A 22319-nucleotide genomic window follows, 5' to 3' on the forward strand; every position below is an offset into this window, starting at 1 on the left:
CTGTTCGAGTTGGAGCCGGTGAACGGCGGCACGAGGATCACCCGGACCACGACGGCGTCGATCTAGGGCGAATCGCTGTTGTTGGAGATCAACTAACAGCAATCTTCCCTAGATCGACGCGGCTCAGGGGTGGGGGCGGTCAGCGGAGAGAGGCGCGGGCCGAGAAGGCGATGCTGGCGAGCAGGAAACCGCCGTTGACGATGGTGAACGCGACCATCACCCAGAGGACCAGCGCGGGGGCCACGGCCAGCACCAGGGCGGCCACGAAGATCACCGCACCGTAGTCGCGGACCAGCTTCACCAGGCGGACGGGCAGCGAGGTCGAGGTGACCATGCTGGCCGCGTTGGGGCCGGCCTGCATCACCGAGGTGACCAGGTTGACCATCCAGGTGCCCGCGAAGGTCGCCACCAGCCAGGTCGGGGTCGACGGTTCCTGCGCCACCGCGGTGGCGGCCAGGGCGGCCACGAGGGCTATCTGCGCGGCCACGTCGCAGAGGATGTCGATCCGGGCGCCGGCCGCGCTGCCCTGGTTGGTCACCCGCGCCAACTGCCCGTCGGCGCAGTCCAGGGAGTACGCCACCTGCCAGCCGACCAGGGCGAGCAGACCGACCACCCAGGCCGGTACGTCGCCGGCGGCGACCGGGCCAGCGAGTGCCACCACGGTGACCGAGGTGGCCAGCCCGAGCACCAGGTTGGTGAGGGTCAGCGCGGTCGGGCGCAGCCCGAGCCGCTGGGCGACCAGCGCGAAGACGGCGCCCAGCCACTGGCTGATCGACTCGCTGAACAGGCCGCCGCCCCGGTTCACCCGGTGGAAGTCGGCGACGGTGGGACGGGGGTCAGCCAAGCTGGTCGCGGATTGCACCGGCGTAGTCTGCCAGCCGCTCCCGCGTCTCGGTAGGCGACAGCGCCAGGTGTTCGAGGATGGTGTACCGGTCCGGCCGGGTACGTGGGGCGAACTGCACCGCCTCCACGAACTGGTCGTCGGTGAGCGCCACCTCGGCGGGGAGTCGGGGCAGACCGTGCCGGGCCAGGCAGGCCGACATTTCCCCGAAGCGGCGCAGATCCCCGCGCAGCCAGGTGCAGAACAGCGCACCCAGACCGGCCAGCTCGCCGTGTGAGGCGGTGCCGGGAAAGAGCGCGTCGACCGCGTGCATGATCTCGTGGCAGCCGCCGCTGGACGGACGGCTGGTGCCGCAAACCGCCATCGCCAGGCCGCTGGAGATCAACGCCTCGGCCAGCACGGTGACGAACGCGTCGTCGGTCATGTCGCCGGGGTGGTTGAGCACCGCTTCGGCGCCCGCCCGGGCCAGCGAGGCGGCCAGCCCGTCGACCGGCTCGCCGCGTACGCGGCGGGCCAGCTCCCAGTCGGCCAGCGCACTGATGTTGCTGATCACGTCACCGATGCCGGCGCGGTTGTGCCGGTCCGGGCCGCTGTCCACGAAGTCCAGGTCGACGATCACCCCGATCGGGATGTGCACCCCGTAGGAACCCTTGATCCCGTCGGTGATGAGGCTGGCCACCGGGGAGGCGATCCCGTCGTTGGCGAGGCTGGTCGCCACCGACACCATCGGCAGCCCTCGTCGGGTGGCCGCGTACTTGGCGACGTCTATGGTCTTGCCGCCGCCGATCCCGACCACCGCGTCGTACGACCGGGCGCGGAGTTTTCCACCGAGGTCGTCGGCGGCGTCCAGGGTCCCCCCGGTGACGGTGAACACGTCGGCCGTCCGCAGTGACGGTCGGATCAGCTCCGCGATCTGGGCACCCTGACCTGGGCCGACCACCACCGCGACGTCACCGCCGGAGGAGATCCGCCCGTCGGCCAGGATCGCACCGAGGTCGGCGACCGCCCCTCGGCGCACGTCGATGTGCAGCGGGGTCAGGACGCTCCGCGCTAGTAGCGGCACGCGATCTCCCGCGCACGGGCCAGGTCGGCATGGTTGTCGACCTCGACCCACGGGACATCGCCGATCGGCGCCGCCCGCACCTCGCCGCCCCGGTCGGAGAACTCCTGGTAGCCGTCCTCGTAGTAGAGGTTCGGGTCACGCCGCCAGGTCGTCTCCAGGGCGTCGGCGAGCGCGTCCGCGACCTGCGGCTCGATCAGCGTGGCGCCGATGTACTCCCCGTACGCCTCGCCCGGGTCCATGATCTTCGTGATCCGGGTGAGCTGGCCGGCGGCGTCGAAGGTGGTCTTCATCTCCTCCTCGGCCAGCGGCTTGAGTGTGTCCACGGCGAGCAGGATGCCCGGCCCGCGCTCGGCGAGCAGGGTCTTCTCCACGCTCACCGGGTGCACGGTGTCGCCGTTGACCAGCAGCACCCCTCGCGCGAAGTACTCGCGCGCCAGCCAGAGCGAGTAGGCGTTGTTCCACTCCTCGGCCTTGTCGTTCTGCACCAGGGTGAGCGTGACCCCGTACCGCTTCTCCAGGTCGGCCTGCCGCTCGCGGACCGTGTCCGCCGCGTAGCCGACCACGATCACGATGTCGGTGAGCCCGACCTCGGCGAGGTTGCCCAGCGCGATGTCCAGGATCGTGGTCTCGCCGTCCACCGGCACCAATGCCTTCGGCAGGGTGTCGGTGTACGGGCGCAGCCGGCGTCCTGCTCCGGCCGCGAGCACCATTCCGATCATCGCGACATCCTCCCTCGTCCTGCTCCCCGTCACCGCTGGAGGATAGCGCCGGGTGGCAGTGCCGCTCCGGTCAACCGGGTCAGCCGGGTAACGCCGCCAGGTCGGCGAGCATGGTCAGCCGCTCCTCCGCGCCGAGCGCGGCGTACGGGCCGGCCGCCCGTCGGTCGGTCTCCAGCTCGATGGCGAGTCGCTCGGGGCCGGCGGGCAGGGCGGCGACGCTCGATGCGGTGTGCCCGGCTGCGGCCCAGGCGGCGGCGTGCGCGTCGGCCCGGTGGTAGCGCAGCGTGCCGAGCCGGTTGAGCAGCAGCACACCCGACGGGGTGCCGTCCGGCTCGTACGGGGGTGCCATCGCGACGAAGGCCGAGCCGCCCCGGTCCCCCTCCTCGTCGGCCAGCACCAGGGCGTACGACAGCAGCCGGCCGAGCGCTGCCACCAGCCGCGACACCCGCTCGTCGTGCCCCGCCCACAGCTCCTCGGTGACCTCGGCGTGCACCTGGTACAGCTCGGTGAGGTAGGCCGTACCCCGTTCGGTGGCGCAGAGCGAGCCGTCCGGGTCGCGGTAGAGCATCCCGTACGCCACCTGTTTGTCCACGGCCCGCTGGCAGGCGGCCGGATCGTGGTACCGGGTGATCGCGGCGAACCCTGGCCCGTCGACCGTGCCACCGGGTGCGGCCAGCCGGGTGCGCAGATCGACCAGGAAGCCGGTCGCCGCCACTCCGCCGTACCTCTGGGTCAGCTCGGCGCCGCCACCGTCGCGGCCGGCCAGCATGCCGGCGCGGAAGGTCCGGTCCACGGCCGGGGCGAGCAGCCCGGCGAACCGGTGCGGCGACAGCTCGACGGTGTTCACAGACCGATCGACCGCAGGACGGCGAAGCCCTCTTCCGCGATCCGCCGGATCAGCCCGTCGTTGACGTCACGGTGCTCGTCCAGCACGGTCACCTCGTGCTCGGCCAGCCAGCGGTACTCGGTGTGCTTGCCGGCCTCCAGCGTCGGGCGGTCGAGGTCGCCGTCGACGCGGACCAGGAAGTCGTGCTCGATCCGGGCCAGGCCGTCGTTGCCGACGTAGCTGTACTCACCCACCTGGCCGAGGACGTGCGAGAGAAACCAGCCGGTCTCCTCGGTGATTTCCCGGCTGAGCGCTTCGTCGATCTCCTCACCGGGCTCCAGGTGACCGCCGACGATGTCCCAACAGTTGGGAAACAGGCGTCGGTGCGGCGAGCGGCGCTGAAAGAAGATGCGGCCGTCGTGGTCGACGATCAGCGCGCCGGCGCAGCGCAAGGGCTCGGTGGACACCGTTCGACAGTAGCGAGCGCCAGGTGTAACGGCGATGTTCGGCCTTGTCCCGGAAACATCCACAGCCCACCATGTCGGTACCGAATGCCACCGTCCCAAAGGGGTGATGCGTGATGCAGGTACGGGATGCGATGTCCAGCCAGGTCCTCGTCGTCGGTCCGGAGCACACGCTCCGCCAGGCGGCCCGGATGATGTCGGCCCGCGGTGTCGGGTCGGCGGTCGTGATCGACCCGGATTCCGAGGGGGTCGGGATCATGACCGAGCGCGACGTGTTGAAGGCCATCGGCGCTGGCCTGGACTGCGACGTGGAACGCACCGGCGCCCACCTGACCTGGGACGTGGTCTACGCGGGCCCGGAGTGGACGGTGGCCGAGGCTGCCGCCGCGATGGCCCGGGGCGGGTTCCGGCACCTGGTGGTGCTGGACGGCCGAGAGGTGGCCGGGGTGATCTCTGTCCGGGACATCATGCGGGTCTGGGCGGAGGACCAAGCCGCCATCGCCGCGACCTGACCGGCGGGCCGGAATCTCGGCGCGCGCAAGGTGTGCCCGGCTGAACAGGCGGGTAGGGATCCCCTGCGGGCGCGGAGATGCCGTGAGCCCGCGGGGGAGGGCCCGATGCGTGACGCGGAGCGCCTGGTCGAGCAGCAGTACGCCATGCTCCTGCGTCGGGACGTGGCCCGTCTGCCGGATCTCTACGCCCCGGAGGCGTTCTACGCCATGCCGGGCGTGACGGTCCGTCCGATCGAGCTGCCCGCGCTGCTGCGGACCTGGACCGGCGCCTTCCCGGACCTGCGGCTCGACCCGCTGGGCGCGGTGCGCACGGGCGGTGGCGCGGCCGTGGAACTGCGCCTGACCGGCACCCACACCGGCACACTGCATTCGCCGTACGGCACTGTCGCGCCCACCGGCCGGACGGTGAGCTGGGAGGTGGCCGACGTGGTTCGGGCCCGCAAGGGTCGCATCATCGCCTGGCGCTCCTACTTCGACTGGAGCCAGCTCCTCGATGCGCTCGGCGTGCAGCTGGAGGGACTTTCCCGGTCGGCGCAGCACGACGCGCTCGCCCTTCCGGTCTGATCTGCCGCCGACCGGTGGAGTCGGGTCACCCGACCCGGTGGCTCAGGATGCGGACATCGCCGTGCCGTCCGCGCGTCCCCCGCCGCCGCCCGTACGCTCAACATCCATGACCGCCGAGCAGTTGATCTCCTTTGCCCGTGGGGCTCCCTCGCTGGACATCGTCGATGTCGAGGGGCTCAAGGCCGCCGCCGTACGCGCCTTCGACGCCGACCCCGCAGGGGTGACGGCGTACGGCACCTCCGTCGGTTACCTTCCGCTGCGAAAGTGGATCGCCGAGAAGCACGGGGTCGAGGCCGACCAGGTGCTGGTCACCAACGGGTCGCTCCAGGCCGACGCGTTCCTCTTCGACCACCTGGTCCGTCCCGGCGACGCGGTGGTGGTGGAACGCCCGACGTACGACCGGACGCTGCTCAACCTCCAGCGGATGGGCAGTGAGCTGCACGGCATCTCCGTCCAGCCGGACGGCCTCGACACCGCCGAGCTGCGCAAGCTGCTGGAGTCCGGGGTCCGCCCCCGGCTCGCGCACGTCATCCCGAACTACCAGAACCCGGCCGGCATGACACTCTCGGAGGAGAAGCGTCGGGAGCTGCTCGACCTGGCCGCCGAGTACGAGTTCACGATCTTCGAGGACGACCCGTACGCGGACATCCGCTTCCGCGGCGAGGCGCTGCCGTCGATGCTCTCGCTGGACACCCGCAACGTGGTGGTGCACGCGTCGAGCTTCACCAAGACGGTCTGCCCGGGTGTCCGGGTCGGGTACCTGATCGGCCCGGCCGACCTGATCTCCTCCATCGCCAAGAACGCGACCAGCCTCTACATCTCGCCGGGGATGGTGTCCCAGGCGATCGTGCACCAGTTCTGCGTCTCCGGTGACATCGACCGCTCGATCGAGACCGTCCGGGCGGCGCTGGGCGAACGGTCCCGGATACTCGCCGAGTCGTTGCGCCGGCACCTGCCGCAGGCGCGGTTCGTGGAGCCCGACGGCGGCTACTTCCTCTGGGTGGAGTTCCCGGAGGACGTGCTGGTCGACCAGCTCGCCCCGGCAGCGGCTGAGCGCGGGGTCGCCGTGGTCAAGGGCAGCGACTTCGTGCTGGATGGTGGGCGGCACGCCCTTCGGCTGGCCTTCTCGGCGGTGACCGCCGACCGGATCGACGAGGGCGTACGCCGGCTCGCGGAGGCCGTCCAGGCCGTCCGCAGCTGATTCATCTGTCGGGTTCCTGACAGAACGACGATGCCGGCCGTCCCGGGACTCCCGCCCGGGCGGCCGGCGGCCCACAATGCTGCAAGCGTCACCCGTCAGACGTAGTTGACCGCCTGGCCTCCGGGCTGGTCGCGACCAGGATGACGCGGCAGCACAACCCCCGCCCCCACAGGCGCCGGGTGGGCCGTGTCGTCCCCGCACCCCCCGATGCGGCCCGGCCCGCCCGGCGTCGCCCCCAAGCGACAGCCGTCACACGTGGCCTCGACCGCAGTCGGCGTAGCCTGCAAGCCGCAGCTGAGCGCGGGAGGTGACGCGATGACGGATCGGACAAAGCGGGACCGGACGGAACCGTCGACCACCGGTCGGGTCCTGCGACCCCGGGCGTGGCCCTCCCCGGTCCGGGCGATGACCCGGATCCTCAACGCCGACGGCTCGCCGCCCGTCCCGCCCGCCGCTGGCACCGACCGCAGCGCGGTGGTCGACTGCGCGCTGTACGTCGACGGCAAGCGGCAACCCGGCGACTGGACGTACGCGGACGCCCTGGCCGCGGCCCCCCGCGAGGACCACGGCTTCGTCTGGATCGGTCTGCACCAACCGGAGCTTGCCGAGATGACCGCCATCGCGGAGACGTACGGGCTGCACGAGCTCGCCGTCGAGGATGCGGTGAAGGCCGAGCAGCGCCCCAAACTGGAGCGGTTCGGCGACGTCGTCTTCCTGGTGCTGCGCACCGCTCGATACTGCGAGCACGCTGAGCTGACCGAGAACTCCGAGGTCGTGGAGACCGGGCAGGTGATGCTCTTCATCGGCCCGAACTTCGTGATCAGCGTCCGGCACGGGGATGCCTGCCGGCTCGCACCGATCCGCGCCGATCTGGAGACCAAGCAGGACCTGCTGCTCCACGGCCCGTGGGCGGTGGCGTACGGGGTGACCGACCGGGTGGTCGACCTCTACCTGGAGGTCGCCGACCAGCTTGAGGATGACCTGGACGTGCTGGAGGCCGAGGTCTTCGACCGCAACGGCCAGGGGCGGATCCAGCGGATCTACCAGATGAAGCGCGAGCTGGTGGAGTTCAAGCGGGCCGTGGTGCCGCTCCAACGGCCGATGATGACGCTGACCTCGCAGGTCAACCGGGACGTGCCGAAGGAGATCCGCCGCTACTTCCGGGACGTGCAGGACCACCTGAGCCGCACCGTGGAGCAGGTCAACTCCTACGACGACCTGCTGAACTCGATCCTCCAGGCGCGGCTGGCCCAGGTCACCGTCGACCAGAACAACGACATGCGCAAGATCGCCGCCTGGGCCGGCATCGCCGCCGTGTGGACAGCCATCGCCGGGATCTACGGGATGAACTTCGAGAACATGCCCGAGCTGACGATGACGTACGGCTATCCCGTCGTACTGGCCCTGATGCTCGGCGTCTCCCTGGCTCTCTACCGCTGGTTCCGCCGCAACGGCTGGCTCTGACCGGCCGGCCCGGCGTCGTCGGACCACCGGACGTGGAAGCGCCGGCGGTGCGGGGTGACCCCCGCCTCGCCGGCGCTTATCCGTGACCGCTGCGGTCAGCGGCGCCCGTTGGTGCGGGCGGTGTCCTTGCCCAGCGCCTTGGTGAGGTCGTCGGCCGGACGCCCGGAGACGTCCTTGGCGCCCTCGGCGACGGCGGGGACCTTGTCGGTCGGCCGGACGCCGCCCGGCTTGGCCGCGCCGGTGGTGCTGGCGCTGTCGCCGCCGGCCACCGCCGAGCTGCCGGCACCGGTCATCCCCGCCGTGCCGGTCATGGCGGACCCGTCAGTCCCCTTGGTGGCGGTCGGCGTGCGTACCTCGATCGAGTCGACCTCGTCGCGCATCGGCTCGAGGGTGCGGGTCGGGTCGTACTCGGCCCACTCCTGCTGCTCCCGGCGGCGGCGCAGGGCGACCGCGCCAGCCAGGCCGGCGATGGCACCCGCTGCCAACAGGCCGGTCATCATCGAGCCGCGACGGCGCGGCTGCTTCTTCCTGCCGGTGATCCGCATGTTCTTCGACCTGGCCTTCCTGGTGAGCGGCCCTGCCTGCGCGGCGCCGTCACGGGCCACCGCGGCCAGCGGTGCCAGCGTGGTGAGTGTCGTCCCCCAGCCGGTCGACGCGCGGTCGCGCACCTTCGTCGCAGCCGGCCCGACGTAGCCCCGGGCCACCTGGACGCGCGGACCGACGGTCGCGCCAGCGCCCTTGGCGGCGTGGTTGGCTGCCTGCACCAGGTGGCTGATGCTCTGGTTCAGCTCGGCCTTGGCCAACTGCCCCTGGGACTTACGCCGCCCGATTCCAAACACGGTCCTACCTCCTGGGAGTTGTTCCTTCGTCATCCTCCACCTTCGGATGCCTCCGCGATGCCAGATCGGGCACATGGGAGGATCCGCATGGAACTGACCAACGAGTGAGGAGTACCCGTGGCCGAGGCTGTCTACGCCACCTTGCACACCAATGCTGGCCCGATCCGGCTGGAGCTCTTCCCGAACCACGCTCCGAAGACGGTCCGCAACTTCATCGACCTGGCCGAGGGGAACCGGGAGTACACCAACCCGAGCACCGGTCAGCCGGGCAGTGGTCCGTACTACGACGGCACCATCTCGCACCGGGTGATCAGGAATTTCATGGTCCAGATGGGCGACCCGACCGGCACCGGTCGGGGTGGGCCGGGCTACAAGTTCGCCGACGAGTTCCACCCGGACCTGCGCTTCGACCGGCCGTACCTGTTGGCGATGGCGAACGCCGGACCGGGCACCAACGGTTCGCAGTTCTTCATCACCGTGTCCGCGACGCCGCACCTCAACAACCGGCACACCATCTTCGGCCAGGTCGCCGACGAGGAGTCGGCGAAGGTGGTCGACTCGATCGCGAACACCCCGGTCGGCCCGAGCGACCGTCCCCTCCAGGACGTCGTCATCGAGCGGGTCGAGATCGAGCGGTCTGCTGCCTGATCGGCCGGCGAGGTACCTTTGCTCGCATGATTGAGCGCTGGGGAGCACCGCACCGGCTGACGCCGGTGGACCGCGCGGTGGCGGCCGGAGGGTCGGCCCGGTGAGCGAGTCGCCGCCGACCACTCCGGTCTGCTTCCGGCACCCCGGCCGGGAGACCTACGTCCGGTGCACCCGCTGCGACCGGCCGATCTGTCCGGACTGCATGCGGGAGGCGTCCGTCGGGCATCAGTGCCCCGAGTGCGTCAACGAGGGACGTCGTAGTATCCGGCCGGCGCGTACCGCCTTCGGTGGCGGTACGGCCGGCCGGCACGGCTACGTCACCAAGGCGCTGATCGCCCTGAACGTGCTGCTCATGCTGCTCTCCATCGCCTCCGACCGGGGCGGGGACGCGGCGGTGGGCGGCTCCGGCTTCGGCGGTCTGATGGGCGGGAGCACGCCGCTCACCAACTGGGGGTCGGTGCTCGGGCTGGCGGTCTTCCCCGACGGCACGCTCGGCGGCATCGCCGATGGTCAGTGGTACCGCCTGGTCACCGCGATGTTCCTGCACTACGGCGTGATCCACCTGCTGCTCAACATGTGGGCGCTGTGGGTGCTCGGGCGGTCGCTGGAGGCCAACCTGGGTCGGGTGCGTTTCGCCGCGCTCTACCTGATCGCGGGCCTCGGCGGCAACGTGGCCGCCTACGTGTTCAGTGCCCAGAACTCGGCCACCGCCGGCGCGTCGACCGCCGTGTTCGGTCTCTTCGCCGCACTGATCATCATCGAGCGCAAGATGGGCCGGGACATTTCGCAGGTGATCCCGATCCTGGTGATCAACCTGGTGTTCACGCTGGCCGTGCCGGGCATCTCGATCCCCGGGCACCTGGGTGGCCTGGTGGTCGGTGGGGCGATGGCGCTGGTGCTCGCGTACGCGCCGCGGAGCCGACGCACGCTGGTGCAGGTCGCCGGTGGCGCGATCATCCTGCTGATCCTGCTCGCGCTGGTCCTCTTCCGCACCACCCAACTGCTCGGCTGATCGAGGGCTATTCAGCCGTGTCCGGGCGGACGGCACGTAGCTCGGCGGCCACCTCTTCCGGGGTGGCCCCCAGGTCGTACCGGCCGAACAGGTGCAGCGAACTGCCCGCGTCGATCTCCAGGGTTTCGCTGCTCAGACCCAACCGTGGCCGACGGTCCACGGCGATCGCCTCGACGGCCGACCAGGGCAGCAGCCGCCGGCTCGCGAACCCGCGGACAACGGTGAGCCCCGTCGGGTCCACCGCCAACCGGACCGGCACAACCAGGTCGCGTACCGCCCAGCCGGCCAGCACGGCGGCGGCCAGAACGGCCAGCGCCAGCCGGACCGGGTCGCCGTCGGCGAGGAGCAGCCCGAGCGCGACCAGCAGGGCCGCGCCGACCAGCTTCACCGCGGGCAGGCTCGCCGGCACCCGCCACTGCCGCACCGGGGAAGTCTCATCCACCCGCCCAGCATGCCAGCGGCAGCCGGGCGTCGGGGGTGCGGGCACCTCGACGGCTGGGCGGACGATCGGTCCATGGACGACGTAGGATCGGGAAAGCCCAAGTTACCGGGGAGTAAACATGAGTGACGCGGTCATCGTCGGCGCGGTACGCACTCCGGTTGGACGGCGCAAGGGCAGCCTCGCCGGTGTCCACCCGGTCGATCTCTCAGCGCACGTGCTGCGCGCCCTCGCCGAGCGCACCGGGCTCGACCCGGCCCAGGTCGACGACGTCTTCTGGGGCTGCGTGTCCCAGGTCGGCGAGCAATCGTGGAACATCGCCCGCAACGGCGTGCTCGCCGCCGGCTGGCCCGAGACGGTGCCCGGCACCACTCTGGACCGGCAGTGCGGCTCCAGCCAGCAGGCACTGCACTTCGCCGCCGCGACGGTGCTCTCCGGTCAGGCCGATCTGGTGGTCGCCGGTGGGGTCGAGTCGATGACCAGGGTGCCGATGGGCTCCAGCGTGGCCGGCGGCATGCCGTTCAGCGACCAGCTGCGCGGCCGCTACCGGGGCGTGGAGGGCTTCGCCGACGACGCGCCACTGCCGTTCAACCAGGGGGTCGGCGCCGAGCTGATCGCTCAGCGGTGGCGCCTCTCGCGTACGCAGCTCGACGAGTTCGCGCTGGCCAGCCATGAGAAGGCGGCCGCCGCGCAGGACGCCGGCGCCTTCGATCCGGAGCTGACGCCGGTGCCGCTTGCCGACGGTGGCAAGTTCGCTGCCGACGAGGGCATCCGCCGGGACACGTCACTCGACAAGCTCGGCGAGCTGACCACCCCGTTCCGCGCCGATGGTGTGGTGACCGCCGGGTCCGCGTCCCAGATGTCCGACGGCGCCGCGGCCCTCGCGGTGACCACCTCCGAGTGGGCCAGCCGGCACGGCCTGCGGCCGCTTGCCCGGATCCACACCGCCGTGGTCGCCGCCGACGACCCGGTCACCATGCTCACCGCGCCCATCCCGGCCACCGCGAAGGCGCTGCGCCGCGCGGGGCTGGGCATCGAGGAGATCGGGGTGTACGAGGTGAACGAGGCGTTCGCCCCGGTGCCGTTGGCCTGGCTGGCGGAGACCGAGGCGGACCCGGAGCGGCTCAACCCGCGCGGCGGGGCGATCGCCCTCGGTCACCCGCTCGGCGGCTCCGGTGCCCGGATCATGACCACCATGCTCCAGCACATGCGGGACAACGGGATCCGCTACGGCCTGCAGACCATGTGCGAGGGCGGCGGCATGGCCAACGCCACCATCGTCGAGCTGGTCTGACGCCCCCGGCCGGGAAAACACCTCGCCCCGGTCCGGGAGGGCCGCCTATGGTGCCGAGCGTGACGACGATCGCCGGTGAGCGCGCCCCCGACTGGTCCAGCGAGCAGTGGCAGGTGCGGGCCCGGTCCTGGGTCGACGCGCAGCTGAGCCGGACCGGCCGGCGGGTGACCGGGCTGGTGGAGCCCCGGGTGCGTCCCTGGTCGCTGGTCTGGCGGGTGCCCACTGACGACGGCCCGGTCTGGTTCAAGGCCAACAACCCGGGCACGGTGCACGAGGCCGTCCTGATCGCGACGCTCGCCCAGCTGACGCCCGAGCGGGTGCTGACACCGATCGCGGTGGACCCGGAGGAGGGCTGGTCGCTGCTGCCCGACGGCGGCGAGTCGTTGCGCGACGTGCTGGGGCGTGACCCCGACCTGGCGCACTGGGAGCGGGCGCTGCCCGGATACGCCGCGCTCCAGCTGGCCACCGCGCCGCGTGCCGACGAGATGGTCGCCCTGGGCGTGCCGGACCACCGCCCCGAAGTGCTGGCCGGGCTGTTCGCCGGGTTGCTCGACGATCGTGAGTCGCTGCTGATCGGTGGCGAGGGCGGGCTCAGCCCGGACATGTACGAGCGGCTGCGGGCCGAGGTGCCGTCGTACGCCGAACGGTGCCGCCGGCTCGCCGACCTCGGTGTTCCGGCCACGGTGCAACACGACGACCTGCACGACGGCAACGTCTTTGCAGGTCGGGGCGGGTACCGCTACTTCGACTGGGGTGACGCCTCGGTGGCGCACCCGTTCGGCACGCTGCTGGTGACCCTGCGCTCGATCCGGTACGCCAAGAAGCTGGCAGCCGACGACGCCCGGCTGGCTCGGCTGCGCGACGCCTACCTGGAGGCGTGGACGGACCGGTACGACCGGCGGACCCTCGTCGAGGCCGCCGACCTCGCGATCAGCCTGGGCCCGGTGAGCCGGTCGCTCTCCTGGCGTCGAGCCCTGGACACCGTCGACGAGTCCCGCACCGGGTACGCCGACGCGGTCCCCGGCTGGCTGGAGGAGCTGTTCCCGCCCGACTCCTGACCATGATCCGTCCGAGTCGGAAGTCGGACAGGCAGTGCGACCCGCCGCGTGGAACTTCCAAAAAGCCGGCGTGACCCACGTCACCCCGCTGGGGAGGTCGTTGGGCAGGTCATGGACGTCTTCTCCCGAACGTTCCTTCCGGCCGCCGCTGAGGCTGGCCTGGCCGTGCAGACCGTGAGCCGGCACATGCCGGTCTTCCGGCGCTGCGTCGGCTCCGGTGACGCCACCATCCTGGTCACCCGTTGCAGCCGCCCCGACCGCCCGGTCACCGGCGACTACCTACTGCTGCTCACCCACCGCAGGCTGGTGGTGACCCAGCAGACCCGACTGCTGCACCGACTGCGCCTGCACCTCAACACCGAGCTGCGCGAGCTGAGCAACGTCACCTGGAGCCCGGACCCCCGGCTGCACTCGGTCGAGTTGGCGGCCACCGCGATCGACGGGATCCGTGAGCGGTTCCTGATCCGTACCAGTCACCCGAAGAGGGTCTGGCAGCTCGACGCGTTGCTCAACCACGCGTTCCGGACCCGCCTGCGGACGCCCCGCGAACGGATCGTCGCCACCATCGGCGACGCGCCGGCCGCCGCGCGGCCCAGTGTGTTCCGCCCTGCCGTCGTGAGCTGACGCTCCACGGGCTTTGCATCGCCTTTACCGAACTCGAACACGCACCGATCGCCCCGAGCCCACCAGGTCGGCAATCATGGGCCGGTGACCGTCGAACCGCCGCACCGCGGGCTCGTCCTCGTGGTCGAGGACGAGCCGGCCATCGCCGACCTGGTCCGGCTGTACCTCACCCGTGACGGGTTCGGTGTCCACCTGGAACGGGATGGTGCGGCCGGCCTGAGCGCCGCCCGTCGGCTGCGTCCGGTGGCGTGCGTCCTGGACATCGCGCTGCCGGGCCTGCCCGGCACCGAGATCTGCCGCCAGTTGCGCGAGGCCGGTGACTGGACCCCGGTCATCTTCCTCACCGCCCGGGACGACGAGGTGGACCGGATCGTCGGCCTGGAACTGGGTGCCGACGACTACGTCACCAAGCCATTCAGCCCTCGGGAGTTGGTCGCCCGGGTGCGCGCCGTGCTGCGCCGTTCCGCCGGCGGCCCCGAGGGCGCGGACCGGCCGCGCGTCGTCGGCCCGGTGACGCTCGACCCGGCCCGCCGAACGGTCACCGCGTCGGGCACCCCGGTGCAGCTCACCTCCACCGAGTTCGACCTGTTGGCCCACCTGATGGCCCGGCCCGGCCGGGTCTTCACCCGGGAGGAGTTGCTGGCCGGGGTCTGGGGCTACGCGGCGCACGCCGGCACCCGCACGGTCGACGTGCACGTCGCGCAGGTGCGGGCGAAGCTCGGCCCGGCCAGCGTGATCCGGACCTATCGCGGCGTGGGGTACGCAGTCGATGCCTGACAACCCTGCCCAGCAGCCGATGCCGCGTGCCGATTCGCCGACCATGACCTTGCCGGTGGTCGGCGCCAGTCCGCCGGCCGCACCTCGACGTAGCCGGTTCGGCCGTACGCTGACCGCCCGCGCGGTGCTGGTCACCTGCGCGGTGGCGCTGGTGTCGGTGCTGGTCACCGCGATCGTCGCGGTGCCGCTGGCGATCCGTGGCGCGGAGCGACGCGATCAGGAGGCGCTCGCCGCGCAGGCCCGGCTCGCCGCCGAGGTGCTGCGGACGAGACTGGACCGGGGTCGCAGCGCCGACGAGGAGCGGCTCATCCAGCAACTGCGCAACCAGGGCATCGACGCGTACCTGATCCGGGGTGGGACGGTCGACCGGCCAGGTCTGCCACCCCGGGTGGTGCAGCGGATCGAGCAGGGTCGCAATGTGTCGGTCCGCCGCCCCGTCAACGGCGAACGGGCCCTGGTCGAGGGCCGGGCACTGCCCAACGGCAACGGGGTGGTGCTCTCCCGCCCCTCGGCAAACGGGCTGTGGGCCCGGGTGCTGCTCAGCCTCTGGTTGCCGCTCCTGGCGGGGTTGTCCGCCGGTGTGGTGGCCGGACTGCTGCTGGCCCGTCGGCTGGCCCGGCCGATCCGCGTCGCGGCCAACGCCGCCGCCCGGCTACGTGCCGGCGACCGTGCGGTCCGGGTGCCGGTCGAGCCGCCCGACGAAGTCGCCGACCTGGCCGAGGCGTTGAACGGGTTGGCCGCCGCACTGGCCACCAGCGAGGGGCGACAGCGGGAGTTTCTGCTCTCCGTGTCGCACGAACTGCGCACCCCGCTGACCGCGATCCGGGGCTACGCCGAGGCGCTCGCCGACGGGGTGCTCGGCGCGGACGACACGGTCGAGACCGGCCGGACGGTGCTGGCCGAGGCCCAACACCTGGACCGGCTGATCGGTGACCTGTTGGCGCTGGCCCGGCTGGAGGCCGCCGACTTCCCCCTTGAGCCGGTGCCGGTGGACCTGACCCGGCTGGCCATGGACGCGGAGCCGACCTGGTCCGGCCGGTGCGCGGCGGTGGGCGTGCCGTTCCGGGTCGAGATGCCCGGTCAGCCGGTGCCCGCGTACACCGATCCGGGGCGGATCCGGCAGGTGCTGGACGGGTTGTTGGAGAACGCACTGCGCGTCGTACCCCCGGGGTCGCCGGTGGTGCTCGCGGTCCGGCCGACCGGCGCGGGCCCGGCCTCCGGCGGGCTGTTGGAGGTCCGGGACGGCGGACCCGGCTTCACCGACGACGACCTGGCGGTGGCGTTCGAACGCGGTGCGCTGCACCAGCGTTACCGGGGAGTGCGCAAGGTGGGCAGCGGATTGGGGTTGGCGCTGGCCGCCGGGCTGGTCCGCCGGCTGGGCGGGGAGATCGTTGCGGGGCACGCACCGGAGGGCGGCGCCGCCTTCACGGTCCGGCTGCCCGGGGATCCTTACCTGGCCCGAACATCGGCCTGACGCTCCGCTCGTCGTCGGAAGGAATGCTGAGGGCTCCACGGACGAGAGGGAAAACCATGTCACGTTGGGGAATCGCCACCGGCACCACGGCACTGCTCGCGGCGGTCGCGCTCGGTGTCAGCGGCTGCGGTGCGGCCGAGGTGGCCAGCCAGCCCGCCCGGGAGGCCGCTGTCGAGGTCGCCGCCGCGATGGGCGTGGAGGGCCAGGCACTGGCCGCGATGGGCTTCGACGCGAACGACCTGGACGTGCAGACCCTCGCTGCGCCGGCCACCCCGGCGCCGGGTGCCTCCCCCAGCGCGCGGGAGAAGCGCGGCGAGGAGTGGCGCAAGCGCCGCCAGGCCCGCGTGCTGCTGCGGAAGAACACCCTGCACGGTGAGGCGGTGGTGCAGACCAAGGACGGTACGAAGACCGTAGCCGTGCAGCGCGGCGAGGTGACCGCGATCGACGGCGACTCGATGACCGTCAAGTCCACCGACGGCTTCACGATGACGTGGACCTTCGGCGACGACCTGCGGGTCGTCGAGCGTCGCGCCACCGTGCAGCCCAGCGAGGTCAAGGTCGGCGCGAAGCTCGGTGTCGCAGGCGCTAAGGACGGCGACAAGGGCGTGGCTCGGCTCATCCTCATCCCCCGCGCCAAGTGAGCGAAGGGGCCCTGGTCGACGCCAGGGCCCCTTCCTTCGTCAGTAGACGCGGGAGCCGATGAAGTCGTCGTGACCGTAGCCGACCGGGTTGGCGGCGGTGCGGGCCTCGAACGAGAACTGCTGTCGGGTGCTGGTGGAGCAGGTGGCCAGCCGCAGCCGGGGAGTGCCCGACGACGGGTTGTCGAACGCCACGCAGAGGTTGCTGGCGCTGGCCGGCTTGATCTGGTTGCCGACGAAGACGAACTGTTGGGCGGCGGTGCCGTTGCAGTCGTAGATGTTGACCGCGGTGCCGGCGGTCATCGAGTTGTTGGAGACGTCCAGGCAGCGGTCGTGGGACAGCTCCGAGTGCAGTGACCGCCGGGCCGAGTCGTACCAGAAGCCCTGGTTGCGCCCGCCGTGGCAGCCGTACGACTGTTGGGCGGTGCCGTTGCGGGAGTCGTAGCCCTTACCGTCGACGCAGGTGTTCGTCGCCAGGTTGCGCAACTGCTTGAACTGCATCAGGCCGGAGTAGAGCACACCGCTGCCGGTGCTGGCCGGGTCGACGCAGGTGGCCTGGTTCTGCCCGGAGTTCCAGAACTGGGTGATGCACTGGGCGAACATGCCGTGCCCCCGCGCGTTGGGGTGGAACGACTGCCGGGCGGCGTTCTCGTTCCAGATCCCAATCTCGATGTTGAGGCCGCGGACCGACGTGTTGTCGGTGCACACCTCGTGGCCGTGGAAAAGCCTGCTGGCGTCCAGATAGCGGGTGCCGGTCTGGGTGGCCGCCGCGCGCAGCGCCGACTCGAACAACGGCACCGCCTTGTTCCGGGCGAACGCGGCGTCAGCCAGGTAGAGCAGGCAGCCGCCGGAGTACCAGCCGGGGAAGTTCGGGTTGTCCTCCACGTCCGGGCTGGCCGGGCTCGGGTACGACATGAGCGCCAGCTCGTAGTCGGACCGCAGGTAGCCGGCGTTGGTCATGGTCCGTCGGATGTCGGTGAGGGCGTCAGCCACCGCGCGGCGGCTGCCGTCGGTGCGGATCGTCCACTGGTCGGTGTAGGTGGAGTAGCAGGTGCCCTGGAGGAAGACCCGGCCGATCGCGCAGTCGGTGGCGACCGGACCGAACTGGATGGTGCCGTCGCCGTTCGCGCCGACCACCACCCAGATCAGCTTCACGTGCGTGTTGCGCGCCTTGATCCCCAGATAGTCGCCCTGGTTCAGTTCGTTGTGCTGGGTGGGGCCACCGGCGATGAGGTTCCACGGGGTGGCGCCGGAGCAGGCGATGTTGTAACGCGTGTCCGACGGGATGCCGGTGCGGAACACCGCCTGGTCGTACGAGCGGTCGCACCAGTTGCCATCCTGGTGAGTGCCGGGCACGTAGTTGCCGACCCCCTCCCCGGAGATCTGACTGTCGCCCATGGTGATCAACGCGGTGCGGCGTTGCTCGATCGGGCGGATCGCGGAGCTGCCGTAGAGGGCGGTCGCCTCGGCGGCCCGGATGGCCTCGAGGTTGGCGGGGAGTGGTTGGACGGTCGGCCGGTCGGCAGCGGCCGCGGGGGCGGCCGTTCCGGCGAGCATCGGCAGGACGAGAGCAGCGACGGCGACGGCGACGGTGATGGCCCGCCGTCGGGTCGCGCGTTCGGGCCCGGCGGGGATAGCAGGCATCGACGCACTCCTTTCGGCTCAATCGCGGGACGTCGATTGAGTTACCAGAAGGTAACGTGCCGATCAATGGATGTGAATGCGTCTCGGGTTCTTGCGCGCCGGATGCAGAACCGCCCGGATCGGACTATCCGGGCGGCCGGGGGCACGATGGCCTGGTTGATCGACTCCAGGTCGGCGATAGCGGGGTATCCGGGCCAGCAGGACACCCCGCTATCGCCGACACCGTGTCGATCACTGCTACCGGCCGGGCGGTAGCGCGTAGCCGACGTAGCCGCGGAACTCCAGCCGCCAGCCGGCCGGAACAAGCTTCGCGCAGGCCGGCTGGCTGCCGGTGCAGACGATCGCGTCGACCGAAGAGGGGTCGGCCGGCGGCCGGTCCGGCAGCACCGACTGCAACGCCACCAGCTCCGGCGAGCGTCCATCCGGCTGCCGCAGCAGCAGCCACCACGGGTACTCCCAGTTGTCGTTCTGCTGCACCAGCCCGATCCGTCGGGCACCGCTGTAGCGAACCGCCGACGCGGCCCAGCGGAACTCGTCGGCCCACTGTGGGCGCCGCAGGAACCGGGTGTCCCAGTCCGAGGTGGTGAAGACCGAGCCGTCGCCGACCAGCCGTCGTGGGAAGCCGTAGGACAGCGCGAGTACCCCGGCCAGCGCCGAGGTGGCCAGCACGGTGACGGCCGCCAGCGTGGCCACCGACCGTCGCCCCGCCCGTCCGGCCGTGCCCGCTGTCCCGGCCGTGCCCGCTGTCCCGGCCGTGCCCGCTGTCCCGGCCGTGCCCGCTGTCCCGGCCGTGCTCGCGGCCGCGTCGGCGTGGCGGCGGAGGAGCGCGTCCAGCCAGAGCCCGGCCAGTGGCACCGCGAGCACCAGGGCGTAGAGGATCAGCCGGTTGCCCCACGGCTGCCACTTGATCATCGAGGTGTGCAGCAGGACGGTGGTCAGCACCACCACCGCGTACGCACGCAGCGGACCGGTCTGCCCGGGGTCGATCCGGCGCGGACGGGCGATCGCGACCAGCGCGCCGATCACCGCCAGTGCCCCGGCCAGGGGAAACGCCACCCGGTCCTCGTCCGGATACCAGGCCGGCTCCGGGAAGATCTCCCGGCCGAAGGTGATCGCCCGGTCCTGCGGGTCGACCCCGATCACGCCCGCGCCGTCGATGATCGCCTCGGCACCGGCTCGGCGCAGGGGTGCCAGCGGCGTGTCGAACGCGGTGTGCCCGATTCGCAGCATGTTGACCAGGATCGACGGCGGATCGTGCCGTTCCATCGGGATCGACTCGCGTAGCCGGGGTGGTCCCAGCGGATGCCCGAACTCGACGGTCACCCGGGCGAGGAACGGGCCGACCACCACGGCCGCGACCAGCAGGATCAGCACCGAACCGCTGACCGTGCGCGCCATTCGGCCGACCGGCCGACCCCGGCCAGCGCCCGCCCGGGTCGCGCTATCGGTCAGGGCCAGCCGGAGCTGGGCCAACCCCCAGAGCACCAGCAGCGGGCCGACCGCGATGAGACCGCTGGTCTTGGTCACCGCGATCAGCCCCGTGGCGGCCCCCAGTCCGAGCAGCGTGCCCCAGCCGGTCTGCCGACGCAGCCCGTCCAGCACCAGGGTCGCCGCGCAGACCACCCACGCCGCGCAGACCAGGTCGGTCTGCGTGCTGGTCGCCTGGAGCACCACCATCGGCGTGGTCGCCAGCACGAACGCGGTGAGCAACTGAGCCCGTCGGCCGCCACCGAGTTGCGCGGTGATCCGTGCGGCCACCAGGAGGCAGACCACTCCGGCAGCCCACTGCACCAGGTTGTGCAGTTGGTCCCCGCCGGTGAGCAGACGCAGGTGCAGCAGCAGATACTCGGCTCCGGGCGGGATGGTCACCTGCCGGTGGATGGCGGTGGGCCAGAAATCCAGGTCGCCCTGGGCCACCCAGTGCTCCACCTTGGGTAGGTGGTACGTCTGCGAGTCGAAGTTGTTCGGCTCGGCCAGCAGCGCGACGAGCAACTCCACCAGGACCAGCCCGCCGACCGTCCCGGCGAGCAGCCGCTCGCCCCGACCCGCCGTACGCCAGGCGTGAACCGCCACGGCGAGCAGGCCGGAGGGTCCCCGACCGGCCCGGGTCGGCGTGGGATCGGGTCCGGCCGCATCGCGTTCGGCGGCCGGGGCGGATGTCTCGGGGCTGCCACCGGACACCACGGCGCCGACCGGCACCGGTCGCGGCGTGGCGGTGGACGGCTGCGCGAGTCGGGTCGCCCGCCACCGCAGACCGGCTGCTGTCGCGGCGGCGGCCAGGAAGAGCAGCCACGCGGCGACGAACGCCGGCCGGGTCAGCGCGTGCAACGCGCCGAGTACCTCGACGACGAGCACCGCGTACGCCCCGGTGAGCAGTACGGCGCGCACCGCGGCGAGCCGCAGCGGTGCCACCGCACCCACCTCGCGTGGCCTCGTGGCGACCGTGAGCAGGAGCACCGCGGCGGCAGGAACCGCCGCGAGCAGGGAGCCGGCAGCCGACATGGCCGGAAGTAAACACCATCCGGCTGAGGCCGCCCCGCCGACTGCCCGACGGTGGGGGCAGGCGGTGGGCCAACCAGCCAGGCTAGGCTAGGCTGTCGCCGACCTGCTGTCGCCACCGTGGAGATTCCCGTGAAGCTCTCGATCCTGATGCCGGTCTACAACGAGGAAGAACGCATCGCGGATGCCCTCAAGCAGGCGTTGGCGGTTGACTATCCCTGCGAGATCGAGCTGATCGTCGTCGACGACGGCAGCCGGGACGGCACCGGTGAGGTCCTCGGTCGCGCCGACGACGCTCGCTTGCGGGTCGTCACCCACCAGCGCAACGCCGGCAAGGGTGCGGCCATCAAGACGGCTGTCGACAGCGCGGAGGGCGACTACATGGTCATCCTCGACGCCGACCTGGAGTACGACCCGCAGGACATCCCCAAGCTGCTCGCCCCGGTGCTCGACGGGCGGGCCACGGTGGTCTACGGCAATCGCACCTTCGGCAGCCACAGCGCCTACAGCTTCTGGTACGTGATGGGCAACAAGGGCGTCACGATGGCGGCCAACGTGCTGTTCAACTCGTACATCGGCGACCTGGAGACCTGCTTCAAGCTGATGCCGGTGGCGCTCTACCGGTCGCTTGAGGTGCGTTCGCGGGGCTTCGGCATGGAGGCCGAGGTGACCGGCAAGCTGCTGCGCCAGCGGATCCGGCCGTACGAGGTGCCGATCAGCTACCGGGCGCGTGGCCGTGAAGAGGGCAAGAAGATCACCTGGAAGGACGGCGTCGAGGCGATCTGGATCCTCGGTCGTGAGCGCGCCCGCCGCCGTCCCGCCGCTTCAGCCGCGCGCTGATCCCAGGAACGCGCTGATCGACCGCCGCAGGCCGTCGGCGTCCAGGCCGTGCCACCGGGTGTGATCAGCCGGATCGCCGTACCGTCGCAGGTCGGTCTGACCCACTCCCAGAGCCAGCAGCCGATGCGGCACGTCCGCCAGGGCGTGGCTGACGACCGCGCTCGACGTTCCCGCCAGGTACGGCTCGACCAGCACCACGTCGGTCCCGGCGAGCGCTCGCAGCCCCGGCGTGTCGAACGGCCGGGGAGTGTGGGTGTACGCGACCGTCACGTCCATCCCCTCGGTCGCCGCCAGCGTGGGATCGAGCATCGGCCCGACAGCCACCACAAGCGGCGCGTTTGTCCCGCCCTGCCGGAGCACCCGTAGCCGGTCGGCGTCCGGGTACGCCTGGGTGTTGCGCTGCTCGCTGAGCCGCAGGTAGACCGGATCGTCGGTGGTGGCCGCGTTACGGAGCAACGGTGTGACCTCGTGCGGGTGGCCGGGCACACGGACCGTCCAACCGTCGCCCAGAGAGTCGAAGAGCGCCACATCCCCAGGCGACTGGTGGGTCCGGCCCTCCTTCGACCCGTCGTACGACGCGCCGATGCTGACCAGGACCGCGCCCACGCCCTGATGGTCCAGATCCAACTTGATCTGCTCGTACGCCCGGTCGACCAGGAACGTCGCGTACGAGTGCACGATCGGGCGGAGCCCGGTCAGGGCGAGCCCGCCGGCCACACCGATCATCAGTTGTTCGCGGATGCCGACGTTGAGCACCCGGTCCGGGTGCCGGTGACCGGCCGGCGCGAACTGGCTGGCCGAGATATCGGCCAGCACGAGTGCGGTGCGTGGATCCTCGTCGAGCAGCGCGGTGGTGGTGTCGATGAAGGCGGCACGCAT

Annotated in this window: 23 protein-coding genes; 13 read left to right on the top strand and 10 right to left on the bottom strand. The window is 71.5% G+C overall.

Features of this window, described 5'->3' with window-relative positions; all coding sequences use genetic code 11:
* Positions 1-139: 139 nt before the first annotated feature.
* The 5 genes from ABZT18_RS29030 to ABZT18_RS29050 form a co-directional block, all read right to left on the bottom strand.
* The gene (locus tag ABZT18_RS29030; RefSeq protein ID WP_354997745.1) at positions 140-862 is read right to left on the bottom strand and encodes a CDP-alcohol phosphatidyltransferase family protein; all 723 of its coding nucleotides are present in this window, start codon (positions 860-862) and stop codon (positions 140-142) included.
* The gene (locus ABZT18_RS29035; RefSeq protein WP_354997744.1) at positions 837-1904 is read right to left on the bottom strand and encodes an iron-containing alcohol dehydrogenase family protein; all 1068 of its coding nucleotides are present in this window, start codon (positions 1902-1904) and stop codon (positions 837-839) included. The genes ABZT18_RS29030 and ABZT18_RS29035 overlap by 26 nt, the downstream gene beginning before the upstream one ends.
* A complete protein-coding gene (locus ABZT18_RS29040; protein ID WP_354997743.1) occupies positions 1892-2623 on the bottom strand; it encodes a phosphocholine cytidylyltransferase family protein in 732 nt (243 codons plus the stop codon). Before ABZT18_RS29040 ends, ABZT18_RS29035 begins: the two co-directional genes overlap by 13 nt.
* A 79-nt stretch (positions 2624-2702) precedes the next feature.
* Positions 2703-3470, bottom strand: coding sequence for a hypothetical protein (locus ABZT18_RS29045; RefSeq protein WP_354997742.1), 768 nt, complete (start codon positions 3468-3470; stop codon positions 2703-2705).
* Positions 3467-3916 (bottom strand): NUDIX domain-containing protein, encoded by a 450-nt coding sequence (locus ABZT18_RS29050; RefSeq protein WP_354997741.1) that lies wholly within the window; start codon positions 3914-3916, stop codon positions 3467-3469. Before ABZT18_RS29050 ends, ABZT18_RS29045 begins: the two co-directional genes overlap by 4 nt.
* Before the next feature lie 113 nt (positions 3917-4029).
* Between ABZT18_RS29050 and ABZT18_RS29055 the strand changes: the two genes are divergently transcribed.
* The 4 genes from ABZT18_RS29055 to corA all read left to right on the top strand — a co-directional run bounded on the left by ABZT18_RS29055 (position 4030) and on the right by corA (position 7654).
* Positions 4030-4425 (top strand): CBS domain-containing protein, encoded by a 396-nt coding sequence (locus tag ABZT18_RS29055; RefSeq protein WP_354997740.1) that lies wholly within the window; start codon positions 4030-4032, stop codon positions 4423-4425.
* A 105-nt stretch (positions 4426-4530) separates the two neighbouring features.
* Complete coding sequence (locus tag ABZT18_RS29060) at positions 4531-4989, top strand: ester cyclase (RefSeq protein WP_354997739.1); 459 nt, start codon at positions 4531-4533, stop codon at positions 4987-4989.
* 106 nt (positions 4990-5095) lie between these two features.
* Complete coding sequence (locus ABZT18_RS29065) at positions 5096-6190, top strand: PLP-dependent aminotransferase family protein (RefSeq protein ID WP_354997738.1); 1095 nt, start codon at positions 5096-5098, stop codon at positions 6188-6190.
* A 315-nt stretch (positions 6191-6505) separates the two neighbouring features.
* Positions 6506-7654 (top strand): magnesium/cobalt transporter CorA, encoded by a 1149-nt coding sequence (gene corA, locus ABZT18_RS29070; protein WP_354997737.1) that lies wholly within the window; start codon positions 6506-6508, stop codon positions 7652-7654.
* A gap of 95 nt (positions 7655-7749) precedes the next feature.
* Here the strand turns inward: corA and ABZT18_RS29075 are convergent, their stop codons facing one another.
* Complete coding sequence (locus ABZT18_RS29075) at positions 7750-8526, bottom strand: hypothetical protein (RefSeq protein WP_354997736.1); 777 nt, start codon at positions 8524-8526, stop codon at positions 7750-7752.
* Between the two features lie 84 nt (positions 8527-8610).
* Between ABZT18_RS29075 and ABZT18_RS29080 the strand changes: the two genes are divergently transcribed.
* Positions 8611-9141 carry a peptidylprolyl isomerase gene (locus ABZT18_RS29080; RefSeq protein ID WP_354997735.1) on the top strand — a complete coding sequence of 177 codons (531 nt, stop codon included), beginning with the start codon at positions 8611-8613 and terminating at the stop codon, positions 9139-9141.
* Between the two features lie 100 nt (positions 9142-9241).
* Positions 9242-10153, top strand: a complete 912-nt coding sequence (locus ABZT18_RS29085) for a rhomboid family intramembrane serine protease (RefSeq protein ID WP_354997734.1) — start codon at positions 9242-9244, stop codon at positions 10151-10153.
* A 7-nt stretch (positions 10154-10160) separates the two neighbouring features.
* Here ABZT18_RS29085 and ABZT18_RS29090 read toward each other — a convergent pair whose 3' ends face one another.
* Positions 10161-10595: a PH domain-containing protein gene (locus ABZT18_RS29090; protein WP_354997733.1), complete on the bottom strand. Its 435-nt coding sequence runs from the start codon at positions 10593-10595 to the stop codon at positions 10161-10163.
* A gap of 118 nt (positions 10596-10713) precedes the next feature.
* Between ABZT18_RS29090 and ABZT18_RS29095 the strand changes: the two genes are divergently transcribed.
* The 6 genes from ABZT18_RS29095 (at position 10714) to ABZT18_RS29120 (ending at position 16460) form a co-directional block, all read left to right on the top strand.
* Complete coding sequence (locus ABZT18_RS29095; protein ID WP_354997732.1) at positions 10714-11886, top strand: acetyl-CoA C-acyltransferase; 1173 nt, start codon at positions 10714-10716, stop codon at positions 11884-11886.
* A 59-nt stretch (positions 11887-11945) separates the two neighbouring features.
* Entirely contained in the window at positions 11946-12944 is a 999-nt protein-coding gene (locus ABZT18_RS29100; protein WP_354997731.1) for an aminoglycoside phosphotransferase family protein, read from the top strand.
* Between the two features lie 111 nt (positions 12945-13055).
* The gene (locus ABZT18_RS29105) at positions 13056-13568 is read left to right on the top strand and encodes a hypothetical protein (protein ID WP_354997730.1); all 513 of its coding nucleotides are present in this window, start codon (positions 13056-13058) and stop codon (positions 13566-13568) included.
* Between the two features lie 84 nt (positions 13569-13652).
* Positions 13653-14345, top strand: coding sequence for a response regulator transcription factor (locus ABZT18_RS29110; RefSeq protein ID WP_354997729.1), 693 nt, complete (start codon positions 13653-13655; stop codon positions 14343-14345).
* A gap of 19 nt (positions 14346-14364) precedes the next feature.
* Complete coding sequence (locus ABZT18_RS29115) at positions 14365-15819, top strand: HAMP domain-containing sensor histidine kinase (RefSeq protein WP_354997747.1); 1455 nt, start codon at positions 14365-14367, stop codon at positions 15817-15819.
* A 56-nt stretch (positions 15820-15875) separates the two neighbouring features.
* The gene (locus tag ABZT18_RS29120; RefSeq protein WP_354997728.1) at positions 15876-16460 is read left to right on the top strand and encodes a hypothetical protein; all 585 of its coding nucleotides are present in this window, start codon (positions 15876-15878) and stop codon (positions 16458-16460) included.
* 39 nt (positions 16461-16499) lie between these two features.
* On the opposite strand, the gene ABZT18_RS29125 is transcribed toward ABZT18_RS29120, so the two are convergent.
* The gene (locus tag ABZT18_RS29125) at positions 16500-18101 is read right to left on the bottom strand and encodes a ricin-type beta-trefoil lectin domain protein (RefSeq protein WP_354997727.1); all 1602 of its coding nucleotides are present in this window, start codon (positions 18099-18101) and stop codon (positions 16500-16502) included.
* Between the two features lie 237 nt (positions 18102-18338).
* Complete coding sequence (locus ABZT18_RS29130; RefSeq protein WP_354997726.1) at positions 18339-20603, bottom strand: glycosyltransferase family 39 protein; 2265 nt, start codon at positions 20601-20603, stop codon at positions 18339-18341.
* Positions 20604-20732: 129 nt separating this feature from the next.
* On the opposite strand from ABZT18_RS29130, the gene ABZT18_RS29135 reads away from it, so the two are divergent.
* On the top strand, positions 20733-21440 hold the full coding sequence (locus tag ABZT18_RS29135) for a glycosyltransferase family 2 protein (RefSeq protein ID WP_354997725.1): 708 nt from the start codon (positions 20733-20735) through the stop codon (positions 21438-21440).
* Here ABZT18_RS29135 and ABZT18_RS29140 read toward each other — a convergent pair.
* Positions 21426-22319, bottom strand: coding sequence for a transketolase (locus tag ABZT18_RS29140; RefSeq protein WP_354997724.1), 894 nt, complete (start codon positions 22317-22319; stop codon positions 21426-21428). The genes ABZT18_RS29135 and ABZT18_RS29140 overlap by 15 nt on opposite strands.

It is taken from the genome of Micromonospora sp. NPDC005291, assembly GCF_040607415.1.
Taxonomy (GTDB): Bacteria; Actinomycetota; Actinomycetes; order Mycobacteriales; family Micromonosporaceae; genus Micromonospora.

Bases quoted from the DNA above. Each gene is read 5' to 3' on its own strand.
- ABZT18_RS29115 (WP_354997747.1), top strand. From the start codon at position 14,365: ATGCCGCGTGCCGATTCGCCGACCATGACCTTGCCGGTGGTCGGCGCC.
- ABZT18_RS29040 (WP_354997743.1), bottom strand. From the start codon at position 2,623: ATGATCGGAATGGTGCTCGCGGCCGGAGCAGGACGCCGGCTGCGCCCG.
- ABZT18_RS29095 (WP_354997732.1), top strand. From the start codon at position 10,714: ATGAGTGACGCGGTCATCGTCGGCGCGGTACGCACTCCGGTTGGACGG.
- corA (WP_354997737.1), top strand. From the start codon at position 6,506: ATGACGGATCGGACAAAGCGGGACCGGACGGAACCGTCGACCACCGGT.
- ABZT18_RS29105 (WP_354997730.1), top strand. From the start codon at position 13,056: ATGGACGTCTTCTCCCGAACGTTCCTTCCGGCCGCCGCTGAGGCTGGC.
- ABZT18_RS29120 (WP_354997728.1), top strand. From the start codon at position 15,876: ATGTCACGTTGGGGAATCGCCACCGGCACCACGGCACTGCTCGCGGCG.
- ABZT18_RS29075 (WP_354997736.1), bottom strand. From the start codon at position 8,526: ATGACGAAGGAACAACTCCCAGGAGGTAGGACCGTGTTTGGAATCGGG.
- ABZT18_RS29055 (WP_354997740.1), top strand. From the start codon at position 4,030: ATGCAGGTACGGGATGCGATGTCCAGCCAGGTCCTCGTCGTCGGTCCG.
- ABZT18_RS29065 (WP_354997738.1), top strand. From the start codon at position 5,096: ATGACCGCCGAGCAGTTGATCTCCTTTGCCCGTGGGGCTCCCTCGCTG.
- ABZT18_RS29060 (WP_354997739.1), top strand. From the start codon at position 4,531: ATGCGTGACGCGGAGCGCCTGGTCGAGCAGCAGTACGCCATGCTCCTG.
- ABZT18_RS29140 (WP_354997724.1), bottom strand. From the start codon at position 22,319: ATGCGTGCCGCCTTCATCGACACCACCACCGCGCTGCTCGACGAGGAT.
- ABZT18_RS29130 (WP_354997726.1), bottom strand. From the start codon at position 20,603: ATGTCGGCTGCCGGCTCCCTGCTCGCGGCGGTTCCTGCCGCCGCGGTG.
- ABZT18_RS29125 (WP_354997727.1), bottom strand. From the start codon at position 18,101: ATGCCTGCTATCCCCGCCGGGCCCGAACGCGCGACCCGACGGCGGGCC.